Here is a 15,155-nt window from a genome sequence, read left to right on the forward strand (position 1 = left end):
GTCGCACGACGACAAGCCCTTTAAAGTTGTTAGTGGCTAGCAGTTAGTTGTTAGCGGATGGCTTTAAATTTAAAGGTTTTCTCTGAAAACTACAAACGCTGTTGCTACAAACTATAAAGTAAATGGGGCCTAGCATGAAAGCAAAAGCCTTCGTGCGACAGCCCCTTTTTTTACTGTAGGGGTCGCCACGTGGGCGACCCGCTGGATATCAGGCGACGTTCTTTGAACCGGAAAATCATTCATATTCTGAGGCGGGCTTGCCACGGCAAGCCCCTACAATTTCTACAAACTACAAACTCCTCTTCCCCCCAAAAGCCGCCAGGACGACGTTGCGCATGGCTACGCAGCCGATGATGGTCAGGGCCGCTACGACGAAGGGCGTGATGAAGACCAGGGGATTGTTCTGGAGGATCGGCATGGCCTTGAAGATGTACGTAAAGATGTGGATCTGGCTGTCAAAGAGGATGTGCTGGACCAGGGCCCACATGAGGACCATGACGATGATGGCTGCGATGTGAACCAGCCGCTGTTTCCCCCGGTAGCCGTAGCGCTTGTACGGGAAGAAATAGAGGGCAAAGGTGGCGATGACGAAGATACTCATGCCGATGAAGCAGAAGCCCATGATGGCCATGATGCCGACGACCAGGCTCTGCGTCACCGACGAATCGCTGACCGCCGGAAAGAGGAACATGCCCAGTACGGCACAAGGCAGGGGCAGGCTGTAGACGATGGGGTCGACGAACTGGGAATACCAGTATTTCCGCCGGCGCCCTTTCCAGAAATCGACGGCCCGCGCCGCCAGATACTGTACGGCGACGGTCAGGAACATCCACAGGGCGAACAAGCCGACCCGGACGGGATAGGAATGCCAGCAGTCCAAGCCGGTCAGGCCATTGAGCAGGCCGACGGCGATGAGCAGGACGACGGCGCCGCCATAGCAGGTCGCCCCTGCTGACGCATAATCGCCGTCCCTGCCCGCACGACGGCGGCGATGGCCCAGCCACAGGGGAACAACAAAGGATAAGATAAAAAAGGCCAGAATCGACGCTGAGGCGATATATGGCCTATCTGAAGCAAAGGCACCAAAGGGCAGCGGCAGGATACCGCACGATGCCCAGACGACGGCCAGCAGCCAGTCGTGCCATGTCTGTTTTGTTAAGCTTTCCATTAACCTACTTCCTTTCGGCCCGGCAGGAGCTGGGATACGGCATAGGCCAGGAGCATAGTCACGCTGATTTCCGCGTACATGCCGACGATAAATACGATATCACGGCCAATAGTCGGCCATTCCCAGAAAGGCGCAGCCTTCCAATAGACACCCATGAAAGCCGTAAAAGCTCCGATAGCGGCAAAGACGATGAACCACATGAGGGCCATGACCCAGCGGCGGATACGGCCGCCCTTGGGGCCAAATGTCGCATCGTGGCAGCCCACATAAGCCACGGGGATGACCAGCGATAAAAAGACATAGCTTACCATGGCTACGACGGCACTGGAGCCGCTGTGGATCGTATAGGCACCGATGGGAATGGGAATGATAAAGAAACACATGAAGACACATTGCCGCAAGATATCGCGCCACCAACTCATTTTCTGCAAGACCTCCTAAAATAATGCAAACGAAATCACTTTAGTATACCATATCCGAAAAAGAAAGAAAAGTTTGCGCAAGCCCTGGCTTTTGTGTACAATAGAAATTATAGCAAGTGATTTTAGTCCGCACAGAAAGGAACATACATGACAAAGAATTTTGAATCCCTCGGCATTACGCCGAAGATTTGTGAACTCCTCCATAAGCAGGGCGTCGACGAACCGACGGCCATCCAGGCCCAGGCCATCCCGCCGTTGTTCAAGGGCCGTGACATCCTGGCCCAGGCCCAGACCGGCACGGGCAAGACCTTCGCCTTCCTCCTGCCGTCGCTGCAGCAGATCAAGACCGATATCCACGCCGAACAGGTCCTGGTCATGGCGCCGACGCGGGAATTGGCCCGTCAGATTGCCGACGTCGCCGATACGCTGGCACCGGAACTGGGCATCGACGTCCTCAGCCTCATCGGCGGCAAGACCATCGAGAACCAGCTGCAGAAACTGCACCGCCACCCGCATGTCATCATCGGCACACCGGGCCGTCTCCTCGACCACTGCCGCCGCCATTCCCTCGACCTGAGCGGCGTCCGCCGGGTCATCGTCGACGAAGCGGACCAGATGCTCCAGGCCGGCTTCCTGGAAGACGTCGACACCCTCATCGGCCTGACGCCGAAACGGCGGCAGCTCCTCTTCTTCTCGGCCACCGTCCCGGATAAGATCAAAGGCCTGGCCAAGAAGCATATGCAGAGCCCGCTGGTCCTGAACATCCTCGAAGGCCAGACGATTGCCCTGGAAAACATCGAACAGCGCATCTACATGATGACGGAAGAACAGAAACTGCCCAAGCTCTGCCAGATGCTGACGGAAATGAACCCCTATCTGGCCATCGTCTTCTGCAATACGAAAGAACGGACGTCTCTCCTGGCAGGCAAGCTCATCGCCAAGGGCTTCAACATCGGCGAACTCCACGGCGACATGTCCCAGGGACGCCGTAACCAGGTCCTGCGTGACTTTGCCAAGGCTAAGACGCAGATTCTGGTCGCTACCGACATCGCCGCCCGCGGCATCGATATCGAAGGCATCACCCACGTCTTCAACTTCGACGTCCCTCACGACGTCGATTACTACATCCACCGCATCGGCCGCACGGGCCGGGCCGGCAGCGAAGGCTTGTCCATCATGTTCGCCACGGCAGCCGATGAAAACTGGGTCCGCCGTATCGAACACAACATCCACGCGACGATCACCAAATACACCCTGACCGGTCAGGTAAAAGTCAAGGCCAGCAGCCGGCCGCCGAAAAAGAAAAAGACCTATAAGGACAAGCTGCCTGCCAGCACCTACCAGACGACCAGGGAAAAACGCCATAAACAGCGCCATAAGGGCGGAGACAACCGCCGGCGCCGCTAAAGGAGGTCTTACTCATGAAACGCTATCTCACCATCGTCCTCATGCTCTTCACCCTCATCGCTGCCGGATGTACGCCGGCGACGCCGACCAATTCCCAGCAGCAGAAACAGCAGACCCAGACCCAGCAGCAACAGCCGGGCGAAAGCAAGCAGGGCCAGGATACCAAGAGCCAGGCCGACACGAAAGAAACGCCCGTCGCCAACTTGCCGACCATCGGCGATACCCAGGCCGATTGGGAAAATGAATGGGGCCATCCCTACTCTCAGGGCGACACGATCCGCGTCTTCCATAATGGCCGCTACCAGGTCGTCTTCCAGAACGGCCGGGCCGTCACGGTGACCCTCAAAGTCCAGGACGGTGAAAACGTCAACATCAGCGACCTCCTGCCGGAAGATGCCCAGAAACAATCGGCATCGTCGAAAAACGTCGGCGGTTCCCAAATGGGCGTCGAAAAATGGCACAGCAAGACCCTGGAAAAAGCCTTATCTTCGACAAAAGGCAATTTCACCGTCATGAAACAACCGGGCAGCATCATCATCGACTGCACACCGGATTTGAAGAAATAGTGTAAAAAGGGCTTGTCGCATGACGACAAGCCCTTTTTAGGGGTTAGTGGCTAGTGGCTAGTGGCTAGTGGTTAGTGGCTAGGGGCTAGGGGTTAGTGGCTCGTAAAAATCAACCTCTCAGACCGCCTTAGGCGGCCAGCTCCCCTATGAAGGGAGCCTTTCACCAAACACAACAAAAAAGCTCACGCAAAATGCGTGAGCTTTTTCTATGGTGACCCGGTAGGGATTCGAACCCTAGACCTACTGATTCGTAGTCAGTCACTCTATCCAGCTGAGCTACCGAGTCATATCTTGTCGTTCCTGACGACTTATATATAATAACAAGAAATTGGGAATCTGTCAAGGTTTTTTTAGATATAAAACCAAGTTTATAGAAACCTCTCCGGCCCGCTGGGCCACCTCCCTTATAAGGGAGGCTTGAGTACAGGTCGGAGAGGTTTCCATTTATCAGCACTTATAATCGGCCGATGTCTTTCAGGTATTGTTCGCATTTGGCCTTGATTTCCGGTGTAGCGTCTACCAAGGGCAGGCGGAACGGGCCGGCCGGGAAGCCGAGCATGTTGAGCATGGTTTTGACCGGGACCGGGCTGACCGTGCAGAAGCAGCCTTTCATGAAGGGCAGGTACTTCTGATGGAGGGCAGCGGCCTTCTTGACGTCGCCGTCTTTGTGGGCCTGGATCATGGCATTCATTTCCTTGCCGATGACGTGGGCTGCGACAGAAATGACGCCTTCACCGCCAACAGCGACGATAGGCAATGTCAGGTTGTCATCACCGCTGTAGAGGTGGAACCCTTCCGGCGCATTGGCTGCGACGTAACCGGCATAGTCGAGGTCGCCGCTGGCATCTTTGAGGCCGATGATGTTCGGGAAGTCATGAGCCAGCTTGCAGACCGTCTGCGGTTCGATTTTACCGCCTGTACGGCCCGGTACGTTGTAAATGAAGATGGGCATATCCGTCGACTTGGCAATGGCTGCAAAGTGAGCATAACAGCCCTCCTGATTCGGTTTATTGTAATACGGGACGATGCACAGCAAGGCATCGACGCCGGTATCCTTGGCTTTCTGAGCCATTTCGATGGACTGTGCCGTATTGTTGGTCCCGACATTGCCCATGACCAGGGTCTTGTCCTTCAAGGCGTCGGCTGTGACTTTGAAGAGCTTGAGTTTTTCTTCTTCCGTCATGACAGCCCCTTCGCCCGTGGTAGCACCGACGAGGACGGCCGATCCTTCGTCAGCATATTTCTTAGCCAGTTCGACGGCGGCTTCGTAATTGACGGAGCCATCCTGATGGAACGGCGTAATCATAGCGACAATAACATTTGGAAAAGTTAACATAAAGGATTCTCTCCCCTCTTCGTACTAGTGGATCATGTCGTGGGCCAGCATGTATTCGGCAATCTGCAGGGCATTGAGGGCAGCGCCTTTGCGGATCTGGTCGCCCGATACCCAGAGGTTGATAGCTTTCGGATTATACAAATCCTTGCGGATACGGCCGACGTAGCAGTCATATTTTTCCGACGTGAACAAGGGCATGGGATATTCCATTTCAGCCGGATTATCCTGTACCTGGGCGCCCGGGAAAGCATCGATGGCTTTGCGGATGGCATCGACCGTCAGTTCATCGGCCGTTTCGACATAGACCGATTCGGCATGGCTGCGGAAGACCGGGACGCGGACCGTCGTAGCCGTAATGGCGATGGAGTCATCGTGAAGCATCTTGTGCGTTTCGTTGACCATCTTCATTTCTTCTTTAGTGTAATCTTTTTCTACGAACTTATCGATCTGCGGGATGAGGTTGAAAGCGATGGGGTAATGCTTGGGAAGGCTCTTGCTGGGCAGGATCTTCGGCTGCATTTCTTCGCCTTTGAGGTACGCTTCTGTTTCATCGCGCAGTTCGTCGATGCCTTCTTTGCCGGCACCGGATACAGCCTGATACGTGCTGACGATGATGCGCTTGATCGGCGACAAGTCGTGGATCGGCTTGAGGGCCATGAGCATGATGATCGTCGAGCAGTTCGGGTTGGCAATGATGCCCTTGTGCCAAGCAATATCTTCAGGGTTGACTTCCGGTACGACCAGGGGGACATCCGGGTCCATACGGAAAGTGCTGGAGTTGTCGATGACGACGCAGCCCCGTTTAGCAGCTTCGGGTCCCAATTCCTTACTGATCGAGCCGCCGGCGAACAAGCCGATATCAACACCGTCGAAAGATTCCGGTTTGGCTTCTTCAACCGTATATTCCTTGCCGTTGACGGTCAATTTCTTGCCAGCCGAACGGTACGATGCTAACAACTTCAACTTGCTGTACGGGAATTTACGTTCTTCGATCAAGCGGATAAATTCCTGACCTACGGCACCTGTGGCACCTAAAATCGCTACTACCGGTTCTTTTGTCATAACAAACTTCCTCCCCTAATGGTTCTTTTTATAAATAGTTTTCCAGTCCAAAGGTCAAGCCCGGACGGGAGCTTACTTTTTTAACGGCCAAGACGACGCCCGGCATGAAGGACTTGCGGTCCATCGAGTCGTGGCGGATCGTCAGCAGTTCGCCGTATCCCCCAAATAAGACTTGCTGATGTGCGACGTAACCCGGCAGGCGGACGCTGTGGATAGGGATCCCGGCGACAGAGGCACCGCGGGCACCGTCAAGGCTTTCGTGGGTCTTGTCCGGAGCCGGTTTAGCACCAGCGGCCTTGCGGGCGGCATCGATCTTATCGGCCGTCATGATGGCCGTACCGGACGGCGCATCCAGTTTATTGTTGTGATGGAGCTCGATGATTTCGACATCCGGCAGATACGGAGCGACTTCTGTCGAGAGCTTCATCATCAGGACGGCACCGATGGAAAAGTTCGGCGCAATGAAGATACTCGTCTTCTTTTCCAGAGCCAGGGCGTTGAGTTCATCGCGCTGCGCTGCCGTCAGGCCCGTCGTACCGACGACCATGTTGACGCCGTGTTCGATACAGGTCTTGGCATTGTTGAAGATGACTTTCGGCGTCGTGAAATCGACGACGACATCCGGTTTGATGTCATCGAGGGCAGCGCCCAGGTCATTGCGGATGGCCAGGCCTAAGTGGCCGACACCGGCGATGTCGCCGACATCTTCACCGACATGCGTGATGCTGATACCGCCGGCAACTTCCAATTCCGGGTCTTCAAAGACAGCTTTGACGACCTGGCTGCCCATGCGGCCATCGGCACCATTGACTAATACACGAAGCATATGTATCCCTCCTATGGGTTCGTTTTCGTAGAACTTCTATTTTTTGAAATTATAATTAACTATATACCTATCGCGGACATTCGTCAACCCGCAAAGCAATGTCGAATGGGAAGAACCTGTCTCGTTGAGTCAGTGTGACGACACAATTCAGGCGGGCGCCCCACGGGGCGCCCCTACAGCGCAAGTCAATGGCATTACATGCCCTTGACTTGCTTTACAATCTGGCGGGCCGCTTCGATGCTGGCCTTGGTCGTATCGTTGCCGGCGAACATGCGGGCGATTTCCAGGACGTGCTCCCCTTCCGAGAGGCCTCGGACCTGAGTGACCGTGCGGCCATCTATTTCTTTCTTATAAATGAAATAATGGTGGTCGGCAATGGCCGCCGTCTGCGGCAGATGGGTGATGCAGAAGACCTGGCCCTGGCCGGAGAGCTGGCGGATATGGTCGGCGACCTGCAAGCCCGTCTGGCCGCTAATGCCGACGTCGATTTCATCGAAAATCATGGTCTTGCCCGTCGTCCGTTCGGGACCGGCCGTCTTCAGGGCCAGGGCAATACGCGATACTTCGCCGCCCGAGGCGATTTTGGCCAGGGGCTGCATATCTTCACCCGTATTGGCCGAAAAATACAGCTCGATACCGGCCGAACCGTCGGGCGTGATATCCTTCATCGGTTCGATGTGGAAAGCGATGCGGCTGTTCAGCATGCCCAGCTTGTTGAGCGTCGCCGTCATTTTCTTACTGAACTGGCTGTCGGCGTCATGGCGCGCCGCTGCCAGGACCTGGGCCTGCTGGCGCACGGCAGCGGCCTCACGGGCCAGTTTCTCTTCCAACTTGGCCAGATGACTTTCCGACTGGTCGAGCCGTTCGTAATCGGCCTTGGCCTTGGCCAGGAATTGCAGGATATCGGCGACAGTGAAGCCGTATTTGCGCTTGAGCTTTTCAATCGACGCCAGGCGGGACTGCATGGCATCCAGAGCCCGTTCATCGAAATCGAAGGAATCGGCATAGCGCAGGAGGCCGTCGTGGACGTCTTCGATTTCATACGACAGGGTCTCGACTTTGCCGGCCAGGGCGCTGAAGGCTTCGTCGTAAGCTGACGCTTTCTCCAGGCTGCGGTGGATGGTCTCGATCTGTTCGATGACGCCGGGCTGGCGTTCGCCCCCTTCCAGGGCAAACATGGCCTCCTTCAGGTTATCCTTGATGTGTTCGGCATGGGAAGCCTTGTTGATTTTTTGTTCCAGCTCGTCGTCTTCCCCTTCTTTCAGGGCGGCTCCTTCGATTTCCTTAATCTGGAAAGCCAGGATACTGAGCATCCGCGCCTTTTCGCTTTCATCATGGCGCAGGGCCTTGATTTCCCCTTCCGTCTGGTGCCACTGGCGATATAATCCGTCGTAGTCCTGGCGGGCTTGACGGACGTCTGCCGTGAGGCCGTCGAGGATGGCTACGTGGTAAGACGGGTTGAAAATCAGGCTGTTGTCGAACTGGCCGTGGATATCCAAGAGGTAGGCGCCGAGGCGCCGCAGGACCGTCGTCGGCACCAGCGTGCCGTTGACCAGGATCGTCCCGCGGCCGCTGCGCTGGAACTGGCGGGAAATGATGAGCTGTCCTTCATCGACTTCGATGTGGTTGTCGGTCAGCAGCTCTTCCAGGCCTTCTGGCAAAGGAGAAAAAAAGAACGCGCCTTCGACGAGGAATGAGTCCGTCCCGTGACGGACGAACGATGCCGATGCGCGTTTGCCTGCCAGCATACCGATGGCGTCGAGGAGGATCGATTTGCCGGCACCCGTTTCGCCGGTAAAAATCGTCACCCCGTCGCCAAAAGTAAGGTGCAGGTCTTCAATCAGAGCAAAATTGTGGATGTGCAGGGACTGCAGCATAAGGGCCTCATTCCTTCATCAGTGATACGATAAGTTTGACCAGCTTGGGAACAGTTTCCGTGTCCTTGACGATGAGGAGGACCGTATCATCGCCGGCCAGAGTGCCGATGACATTTTCCCAGCGGGCATGATCGATGGCAGCGGCAATGGGATTCGCCGAGCCAGGCAGGGTATGGACGATGATCTGGTTATAGGCCGAATCGACGCGGACGATGGAGTCCTGGAAGAGGCGGGCCATGCGGTTCTTGGACATGAGCATATTCTGTTCCGGCGACAAGGCGTAACGGTAATGGCCGTCACTGGTCGGGACCTTGATGAGCATGAGCTCTTTAATATCACGGGAAACCGTAGCCTGTGTGACTTCGATGCCTTCTTCCTGCAAGGCCTTGGCTAACTCTTCCTGCGTTTCGATAGGACGGGACTGGACAATTTCTTTAATCTTGGTGTAACGGAATCTCTTCATAATGACGTTTCCCTCTTTTCTGTACAATATATAATACGGGTGGACAATGCACCTCATTGACGGGCTGCCAGGACGAAATATGGAAGTCCTGCTGGGGTATGGTCTGTAAATAGGACCGCAGCGCTTGTTCTTCACAAGCCCCGGCTTCGGTACCGGGATAAGCTGCTATCATAATTATCCCATTTATCGCAATTTTATTCAAGCCTATTTTTATAGCTTTTAGTGTTATTTCACAATTTGTATGAATATTATGGTCCCCAGACGGCAAATAGCCTAAATTAAATACGATAATGTCAACGTCTGACGGTACATCAGCCAGCAGTTGTTCATGAGACCCGCAGCGGCAGCGGACGTCCCTGTCCCCCAGCCCTTCGTCCTGCAGACGTTGGCGCGTGCGTTCGATGGCACAGGGCTGGATATCGAAGGCGTAGAGGACGGCGTCATCAGGCATAGTACGGGCCAGGAAGGCCGTGTCGTGACCGTTGCCGCAGGTCATGTCGACGAGGACATGGGCCTGGCGGGCGTAGGGTTCTGTCATCATATGTGATACCGTAACGGCATTGCGGAATGGATACATGTCAATCATTTCCCATCATTTTCGTAAATAAATTGCTATAAAAATAATTCTTGTTGAAACGGATGATCTTCAGGACGTGGTCGGACTTGCGGACCTGGAGGGTCATATTGCGCATGAGTTCCTGGTCCATCATGCCATCGACAGAGACGCGGACACTGTTGCGGCTGTTGGCCACCGTGACCGATACCTGGTCATCATCGCGCAGGACCAGGGGCACTTTGAGCAGCAGGTGCGGGCAGATTGGCGTAACCATGATGCAGGGCACGCTGGGCGCGACGATCGGGCCGCCGCTGGAAAAAGTATAGCCCGTACTCCCCGTCGCCGTAGCTACGATGAGGCCGTCACCGGGATACTGCTGGATGAAATGGCCGTTGATGCTCAGGTCGATGCGGATGAGTTTGCCTACATTGCCGTGACCGATAACGATGTCGTTGAGGGCATCGGGCAGGGACTGGACCAGGCCGTCTTCATAGCACAGTTCCGAGTGGAGCATCATCCGTTCTTCCAGGAAGTAGCGGCCGGCCAGGATGTCTTCCATACGCTTTTCCAGGGTCTTGGTCTCGACTTCGTAGAGGAAGCCCAGGGAACCCAGGTTGATACCGCAGACCGGGACATCGGCTTCGGCGAACTGCTTGGCCATCTTGAGGATCGTCCCGTCGCCGCCGAGAATCATGGCCACGTCGATGGTGCTGTAAATGGTCATGCGCGGCCGCAGGTGCTCGGCGCCGATGCGCTGATACGCCGGCTGGCGGCTCTCACTGACGTAAGCCGGCAGGTAATATTCAATGCCATGTTTTTCACAGATTTTGATCATCTGCTGGACAATGGCCGCACTTTCGCGTTTGACGAGATTCGGGAAAATACCGATACGCATGGGGATCACCTACATTTCATGGGATTTACTGACGATATCATCGACGACAGCGTCGGTGATATCATTATGGCACGGGTCGTCTTTACGGCTGTACAAGAGATATTCAATATTGCCGTCGGCCCCCTTGATGGGCGAAAAAGTCAGGCCCAGCGGCGACAGACCGCAGTCGGCGATGCCGTCCGTGACGTGGCGGATGACGTCGCGGTGGACCTGGATGTCGCGGACGATGCCGCCCTTGCCGACGTGTTCCCGGCCCGCTTCGAACTGAGGCTTGATGAGCGTGACCATAGTGCCGCCTGGCTTGAGCAGCGGTTCGACGGCCGGCATGATTTTGAGCAGGGAAATGAAGGAAACATCGATGGAAATGAAATCGACAGGATCGCCGATATCTTCAACGGTGACGTTACGGATATTAGTCCGTTCCATGTTGACGACGCGGTCATCAGTCCGCAGTTTCCAGGCCAACTGACCATAGCCGACATCGACGGCAAAGACCTTGGCCGCCCCGCGCTGGAGGGCGCAGTCCGTGAAACCGCCCGTCGAGGCGCCGATATCCATCATGGTCTTGCCTGTCAAATCGATGGGGAATGTTTCCATGGCTTTTTCCAGTTTCAAGCCGCCCCGGCCGACATAGGGAATGGGATTGCCCTTGACGGTAATATCTACGTCGACGGGCAGCTTCGTGCCCGCCTTATCGACGCGCTGGTTGTCGACGAAGACCAGGCCGGCCATGATGGTCGCCTTGGCCTTTTCCCGGCTCTCCGATAAGCCGCGGTTGACGAGAAGCACGTCTAATCTTTCTTTATGCTGCATACCTGTAATACCCCTCTCACATTAATGAACGCGGACCAGCAGATGTTCGACCAGTTCTTTCAGGAACCAGGCCTTGGGTCCTAACGGTTCCAGTGCCTGGACGGCCTTGTCAGCCGCTTCACGGGCCATGCGCCGGGCTTCGTCCAGGGAAAAGATGGTCACATACGTGGCCTTGTCGTTGCGGGCGTCGCTGCCGACGGGTTTGCCCAGCAGGGCTTCATCGCCGACGACATCGAGGATATCGTCGGTAATCTGGAAGGTCAGGCCCATGTACGACGCATAGGCTTCCAGGGCCTGCCGCTGCTGCGGCGATGCGTCGGCGACAATAGCTGCCATATCGATGGCTGCCTTGAAGATGACGCCCGTTTTGGAACGGTGCAGGAGTTCCATGCCTTCCCGGCCGATGGCCATGTCTCCGTCCGTTGCCAGGTCGAAAGCCTGGCCGCCGACCATGCCGGCCGGTCCGGCTGCCCTGGCGATGACGGCGATGCAGCGGTTCAGTTTGTCCGGCGCAATCCCCTTTTGGCTGGCCATGAGCTCGAAGGCAAAAGTCAGCAGGCCGTCGCCGGCCAGCGTGGCCAGTCCGGCACCGTAAACGACGTGGTTCGTCGGCTTGCCCCGGCGCAGGTCATCGTCGTCCATACAGGGCAGGTCGTCGTGGATCAGGGAATACGTATGGATACATTCCAGGGCACAGGCCAGGCCCGTGTAGGGAGAGGCATCCTGCCCCAGGGCTTCGACCGTCGCCAGCAGGAGTACCGGGCGGATGCGCTTGCCGCCGGCCAGGAGACTGTAATTCATGGCTTCATAGAGCCGGGAAAAACGCGGCTGGTCCGTCGTCAGTACGTGGGCCAGATAGTCCTCGACGCGCTTGCGCTGGCCTGCCAGATAGTCTTGAAAGGTCATAAGTCCAACACCCCTTCAGCCGGTGCATCGCCGCTGCTGTCCTTATCAGCCCGGACATCGGCCAGGGCCTGGGCCTTCTGGCGGGCATATTCCAGAGCGCCTTCGCAGGACTGGGATAATTTGATGGCCTTTTCATATAAATCGAGGGACTGCTTCAGCGTCAGGTCCGGTGCATCCAATTCCTGTACGAGCTGTTCCAATTTTTCATAATTGCTTTCAAAACTCTTCAATTTATCAGTCGTTCTTGCCATATATGTCCACCTCTTTAACAGCCGCCGTAATCGTCCCATCGACGACTTGTATCGTCAGCGGGGCGTCTTTCGACACGCTGTGGATATCTGTAAGGATCTTGTCATGCTGCATGAGCTGGCCGTAGCCGCGGCGCACGAGAGCTGCCGGGTTCAAGGCCTGCAGGGATGCCGTCAGGGTATTCAGTTTCCCCTGCTTCTGTTCCAGATGGAGGCGCAGCTGGCGGTCTGCCTGTTCCATCAGGCCGGCCAGACGGGCTTCGCGCATGGCCAGGAAGGCATCATAGCGCTGCAGGTTCAGCCGGCCTGCGGCCTGTTCGACCCAGCGCTGCCGGTCTTCGATGCAGGCCATGACCCGCTCGTAAGCCCGGTCTGCCAGGGCAGCCAGGTCCATTTCCGCTTCGCTGACGTCAAAGAATGCCATCTCTGCCGCGTGGGTCGGCGTCGCCGCCCGCACGTCAGCGGCATAATCGGCCAGGGTCGTATCCGTTTCATGGCCGATGGCCGTAATGACCGGTACGCTGGCGCCGTAAATGGCTTTGACCACGGCCGGGCTGTTGAAGCACCATAAGTCTTCCATAGACCCGCCGCCGCGGCCGACGATGAGGACATCCAGGTCCTTGCGCCGGCCCATCTCGCCGATGGCCTTAGCAATGGCCGTATCGACGCCATCACCTTGGACGGGGATGGGGTGCAGGATGATTTCGGCATAGGGATTGCGCTCGCCGGCAATCTTGTAGATGTCGTGGAGCACGGCGCCGGTCTTCGACGTCAGGACGCCGATGCGCCAGGGGAAGCGCGGCAGCTCCTTCTTGTGGCTGCTGTCGAAATAGCCCTGGGCGGCCAGCTCATTCTTGATGCGTTCGTACTGGGCCTGCAAAGACCCGGTCCCCTGAGAAAAGAGCTGTTCAATGATAAAGGAAAGGGCGCCGCCTTTTTCATAGACGTTGACGGCGCCGATGACGACGACATGGTCCCCTTCGCGGACAGCCCGGACCGCTGCCGTCACGCGGCTGCGGAACACGATGGCCCGGATGGAGCACTGATCATCGCGGATATTCATATAATAATGGCCGTTCGACGCCCGCTTGAGGCCGATGATGTTGCCTTCCATCGCGATGCTCTGCAAGCGGTAATCGCCATGGATATCATCTTTGATGCGGCGGACGACGTCCGTAACCGATGCATATTTCATGATTTCTTCCCTTCCTGTACGGCGGCCCAGAAGGCAGCGCCCGATGCGTTGTCGGCACTGAAGCCGTCGGCTGCCAGATTCAGGTCAATCTGATGGCGGCGGCAATAGCCGCTCATCTGCCGGCGCAGATAGCCATTGGACATGACGCCGCCAGCGGCGACAAGATGTTTCATGCCATCGGCAGCAGCATAATCGAGGAGACTTTCCAGGCCGCGCCAGACCGTCGACAGCGTCCAGCTGCAAAGGCGGGCCGGGTCTTCCCCGCCGGCGGCGATGCGCCGCTGGCCCTGCGATTCAGGTCCGGAAAAACTGACCTGGCCGTCACGGCAAAAGACATGGGCCCCCTTGACGGGCGGATGGACCGTCTGGGCCAGCTTGTCGACATGGACGCCGGCTGGAAAAGGCAGGTCCAGGGCGACGCCCATGCGGTCGATGAACTGGCCGGCACTAATGTCGCTGGTGCCGCCGATGCGGGTGATATCGAGGCCTTTTTCATCGGGTACGGCCCGCAGCAGGTCCGTCGTCCCGCCGGACAGATGGATGCCATAGAAAGGTTCGCTGCCGACGTGGCCGCGGCTGCGCAGGACGGCGAGGAGATGATTCTCCTGATGGCTCAGGCGGTACAAGGGCACGCCCAAGACGGCGGCCAGGGCCCGGCCATAGCCGAGGCCGGCTAAAAAAGCAGGCATATAGGAATCATCGCGGCGCCGGGGCTGGTCGGTCACGGCAATGGCCCGGATACGGGCACTGGCCAGGACGCCAGCCAGCCGTTCAAAGAGGACCGGCAGATTGCGTGTATGTTGATAGACCATGTTGGACTGGGACAGACCGCGGCCGCCCTTGGCGACGCTCAGGATGATGCGTTCATCGGCGACGACGTCATAAGCCGCGTCGACGAGGCACAGCGACGTCGTATAACAGCTGGTATCGATGCCGAGAAAGACGTCCATCAGGCCTTCGACCTTACATAAGCGCCCAGGATGCCGTTGACGAACCGCGCCGACTTGTCGCCGCTGAATTCCTTGGCCAGGATGACCGCTTCATTGAGGACGATGGACGGCGCCAGGCTTTCTTTGGGATATACGAGTTCGCACAAGGCCAGGCGCAGTATATTGCGGTCTGTGCGGTTCATCCGTTCGATGTCCCAGCCCTTGGCAAAGGAGCGGATGATCGTATCCAGTTCTTCCCGGTGTTCCGTCGTCGTTTCGACGAGATACGTGCAATAATCATTGCGTTCCTGATCACTCAGTTCCGGGCCGTCTTCGGTCAAGGCGTCGGTCGTGACGTAATCATTCTCCAGGATTTCCTGTTCGCTGTACTGGATATCATTTTCTCCGTGGAATTCACGGGAATATAAAAGTTCGAGCGCCTGCTGGCGCGCTTTATGTCTGCTCACGAGTTCCCTCCTGTAATAA

The 15,155-nt window shown here is 56.7% G+C and carries 17 protein-coding genes and 1 tRNA gene; 2 read left to right on the plus strand and 16 right to left on the minus strand.

The features are described 5' to 3' along the window. Positions 1 to 289: 289 nt before the first annotated feature. The gene (locus ACE418_RS01395; protein ID WP_416448816.1) at positions 290 to 1,168 is read right to left on the minus strand and encodes a hypothetical protein; all 879 of its coding nucleotides are present in this window, start codon (positions 1,166 to 1,168) and stop codon (positions 290 to 292) included. Continuing rightward, positions 1,168 to 1,590: a hypothetical protein gene (locus ACE418_RS01400; RefSeq protein WP_416448818.1), complete on the minus strand. Its 423-nt coding sequence runs from the start codon at positions 1,588 to 1,590 to the stop codon at positions 1,168 to 1,170. The genes ACE418_RS01395 and ACE418_RS01400 overlap by 1 nt, the downstream gene beginning before the upstream one ends. Positions 1,591 to 1,737: 147 nt before the next feature. On the opposite strand from ACE418_RS01400, the gene ACE418_RS01405 reads away from it, so the two are divergent. After that, on the plus strand, positions 1,738 to 2,997 hold the full coding sequence (locus ACE418_RS01405; RefSeq protein ID WP_416448819.1) for a DEAD/DEAH box helicase: 1,260 nt from the start codon (positions 1,738 to 1,740) through the stop codon (positions 2,995 to 2,997). A gap of 14 nt (positions 2,998 to 3,011) precedes the next feature. Continuing rightward, on the plus strand, positions 3,012 to 3,563 hold the full coding sequence (locus tag ACE418_RS01410; RefSeq protein ID WP_416448820.1) for a hypothetical protein: 552 nt from the start codon (positions 3,012 to 3,014) through the stop codon (positions 3,561 to 3,563). Positions 3,564 to 3,772: 209 nt separating this feature from the next. Here ACE418_RS01410 and ACE418_RS01415 read toward each other — a convergent pair. The 14 genes from ACE418_RS01415 to nusB all read right to left on the minus strand — a co-directional run bounded on the left by ACE418_RS01415 (position 3,773) and on the right by nusB (position 15,136). After that, a tRNA-Arg gene (locus ACE418_RS01415) sits at positions 3,773 to 3,849 on the minus strand. A 168-nt stretch (positions 3,850 to 4,017) separates the two neighbouring features. After that, positions 4,018 to 4,899 carry a 4-hydroxy-tetrahydrodipicolinate synthase gene (gene dapA / locus ACE418_RS01420; protein WP_416448821.1) on the minus strand — a complete coding sequence of 294 codons (882 nt, stop codon included), beginning with the start codon at positions 4,897 to 4,899 and terminating at the stop codon, positions 4,018 to 4,020. A 24-nt stretch (positions 4,900 to 4,923) separates the two neighbouring features. Next, positions 4,924 to 5,961 carry an aspartate-semialdehyde dehydrogenase gene (locus tag ACE418_RS01425; protein WP_416448822.1) on the minus strand — a complete coding sequence of 346 codons (1,038 nt, stop codon included), beginning with the start codon at positions 5,959 to 5,961 and terminating at the stop codon, positions 4,924 to 4,926. A 28-nt stretch (positions 5,962 to 5,989) separates the two neighbouring features. Continuing rightward, complete coding sequence (gene dapB, locus ACE418_RS01430) at positions 5,990 to 6,787, minus strand: 4-hydroxy-tetrahydrodipicolinate reductase (RefSeq protein WP_416448823.1); 798 nt, start codon at positions 6,785 to 6,787, stop codon at positions 5,990 to 5,992. A gap of 194 nt (positions 6,788 to 6,981) precedes the next feature. Beyond that, entirely contained in the window at positions 6,982 to 8,664 is a 1,683-nt protein-coding gene (gene recN / locus ACE418_RS01435; protein WP_416448824.1) for a DNA repair protein RecN, read from the minus strand. A gap of 7 nt (positions 8,665 to 8,671) precedes the next feature. Continuing rightward, complete coding sequence (gene argR / locus ACE418_RS01440) at positions 8,672 to 9,127, minus strand: arginine repressor (protein ID WP_014015971.1); 456 nt, start codon at positions 9,125 to 9,127, stop codon at positions 8,672 to 8,674. Further along, positions 9,099 to 9,713: a class I SAM-dependent methyltransferase gene (locus ACE418_RS01445; RefSeq protein WP_416448825.1), complete on the minus strand. Its 615-nt coding sequence runs from the start codon at positions 9,711 to 9,713 to the stop codon at positions 9,099 to 9,101. Before ACE418_RS01445 ends, argR begins: the two co-directional genes overlap by 29 nt. Further along, on the minus strand, positions 9,706 to 10,578 hold the full coding sequence (locus tag ACE418_RS01450) for an NAD(+)/NADH kinase (protein WP_020310388.1): 873 nt from the start codon (positions 10,576 to 10,578) through the stop codon (positions 9,706 to 9,708). The genes ACE418_RS01445 and ACE418_RS01450 overlap by 8 nt, the downstream gene beginning before the upstream one ends. A 9-nt stretch (positions 10,579 to 10,587) precedes the next feature. Next, a complete protein-coding gene (locus ACE418_RS01455) occupies positions 10,588 to 11,391 on the minus strand; it encodes a TlyA family RNA methyltransferase (RefSeq protein ID WP_416448826.1) in 804 nt (267 codons plus the stop codon). A 21-nt stretch (positions 11,392 to 11,412) separates the two neighbouring features. Continuing rightward, positions 11,413 to 12,297 (minus strand): polyprenyl synthetase family protein, encoded by an 885-nt coding sequence (locus tag ACE418_RS01460; RefSeq protein ID WP_416448827.1) that lies wholly within the window; start codon positions 12,295 to 12,297, stop codon positions 11,413 to 11,415. Beyond that, complete coding sequence (xseB, locus tag ACE418_RS01465; protein ID WP_416448829.1) at positions 12,294 to 12,548, minus strand: exodeoxyribonuclease VII small subunit; 255 nt, start codon at positions 12,546 to 12,548, stop codon at positions 12,294 to 12,296. Before xseB ends, ACE418_RS01460 begins: the two co-directional genes overlap by 4 nt. Then, positions 12,532 to 13,740: an exodeoxyribonuclease VII large subunit gene (gene xseA / locus ACE418_RS01470; RefSeq protein ID WP_416448831.1), complete on the minus strand. Its 1,209-nt coding sequence runs from the start codon at positions 13,738 to 13,740 to the stop codon at positions 12,532 to 12,534. Before xseA ends, xseB begins: the two co-directional genes overlap by 17 nt. Further along, positions 13,737 to 14,690, minus strand: coding sequence for a tRNA (adenosine(37)-N6)-threonylcarbamoyltransferase complex transferase subunit TsaD (locus ACE418_RS01475; RefSeq protein ID WP_416448832.1), 954 nt, complete (start codon positions 14,688 to 14,690; stop codon positions 13,737 to 13,739). Before ACE418_RS01475 ends, xseA begins: the two co-directional genes overlap by 4 nt. Further along, positions 14,690 to 15,136: a transcription antitermination factor NusB gene (gene nusB / locus ACE418_RS01480; RefSeq protein ID WP_416448833.1), complete on the minus strand. Its 447-nt coding sequence runs from the start codon at positions 15,134 to 15,136 to the stop codon at positions 14,690 to 14,692. The genes ACE418_RS01475 and nusB overlap by 1 nt, the downstream gene beginning before the upstream one ends. Positions 15,137 to 15,155 lie beyond the last annotated feature (19 nt).

It is taken from the genome of Megasphaera jansseni (genome assembly GCF_047974155.1).
Classification (GTDB): Bacteria; Bacillota; Negativicutes; order Veillonellales; family Megasphaeraceae; genus Megasphaera.

Bases quoted from the DNA above. Each gene is read 5' to 3' on its own strand.
- xseB (WP_416448829.1), bottom strand. From the start codon at position 12,548: ATGGCAAGAACGACTGATAAATTGAAGAGTTTTGAAAGCAATTATGAA.
- recN (WP_416448824.1), bottom strand. From the start codon at position 8,664: ATGCTGCAGTCCCTGCACATCCACAATTTTGCTCTGATTGAAGACCTG.
- ACE418_RS01395 (WP_416448816.1), bottom strand. From the start codon at position 1,168: ATGGAAAGCTTAACAAAACAGACATGGCACGACTGGCTGCTGGCCGTC.
- ACE418_RS01425 (WP_416448822.1), bottom strand. From the start codon at position 5,961: ATGACAAAAGAACCGGTAGTAGCGATTTTAGGTGCCACAGGTGCCGTA.
- dapB (WP_416448823.1), bottom strand. From the start codon at position 6,787: ATGCTTCGTGTATTAGTCAATGGTGCCGATGGCCGCATGGGCAGCCAG.
- argR (WP_014015971.1), bottom strand. From the start codon at position 9,127: ATGAAGAGATTCCGTTACACCAAGATTAAAGAAATTGTCCAGTCCCGT.
- dapA (WP_416448821.1), bottom strand. From the start codon at position 4,899: ATGTTAACTTTTCCAAATGTTATTGTCGCTATGATTACGCCGTTCCAT.
- xseA (WP_416448831.1), bottom strand. From the start codon at position 13,740: ATGAAATATGCATCGGTTACGGACGTCGTCCGCCGCATCAAAGATGAT.
- ACE418_RS01455 (WP_416448826.1), bottom strand. From the start codon at position 11,391: ATGCAGCATAAAGAAAGATTAGACGTGCTTCTCGTCAACCGCGGCTTA.
- ACE418_RS01405 (WP_416448819.1), top strand. From the start codon at position 1,738: ATGACAAAGAATTTTGAATCCCTCGGCATTACGCCGAAGATTTGTGAA.
- ACE418_RS01400 (WP_416448818.1), bottom strand. From the start codon at position 1,590: ATGAGTTGGTGGCGCGATATCTTGCGGCAATGTGTCTTCATGTGTTTC.
- ACE418_RS01475 (WP_416448832.1), bottom strand. From the start codon at position 14,690: ATGGACGTCTTTCTCGGCATCGATACCAGCTGTTATACGACGTCGCTG.
- ACE418_RS01445 (WP_416448825.1), bottom strand. From the start codon at position 9,713: ATGATTGACATGTATCCATTCCGCAATGCCGTTACGGTATCACATATG.
- ACE418_RS01410 (WP_416448820.1), top strand. From the start codon at position 3,012: ATGAAACGCTATCTCACCATCGTCCTCATGCTCTTCACCCTCATCGCT.
- ACE418_RS01450 (WP_020310388.1), bottom strand. From the start codon at position 10,578: ATGCGTATCGGTATTTTCCCGAATCTCGTCAAACGCGAAAGTGCGGCC.
- ACE418_RS01460 (WP_416448827.1), bottom strand. From the start codon at position 12,297: ATGACCTTTCAAGACTATCTGGCAGGCCAGCGCAAGCGCGTCGAGGAC.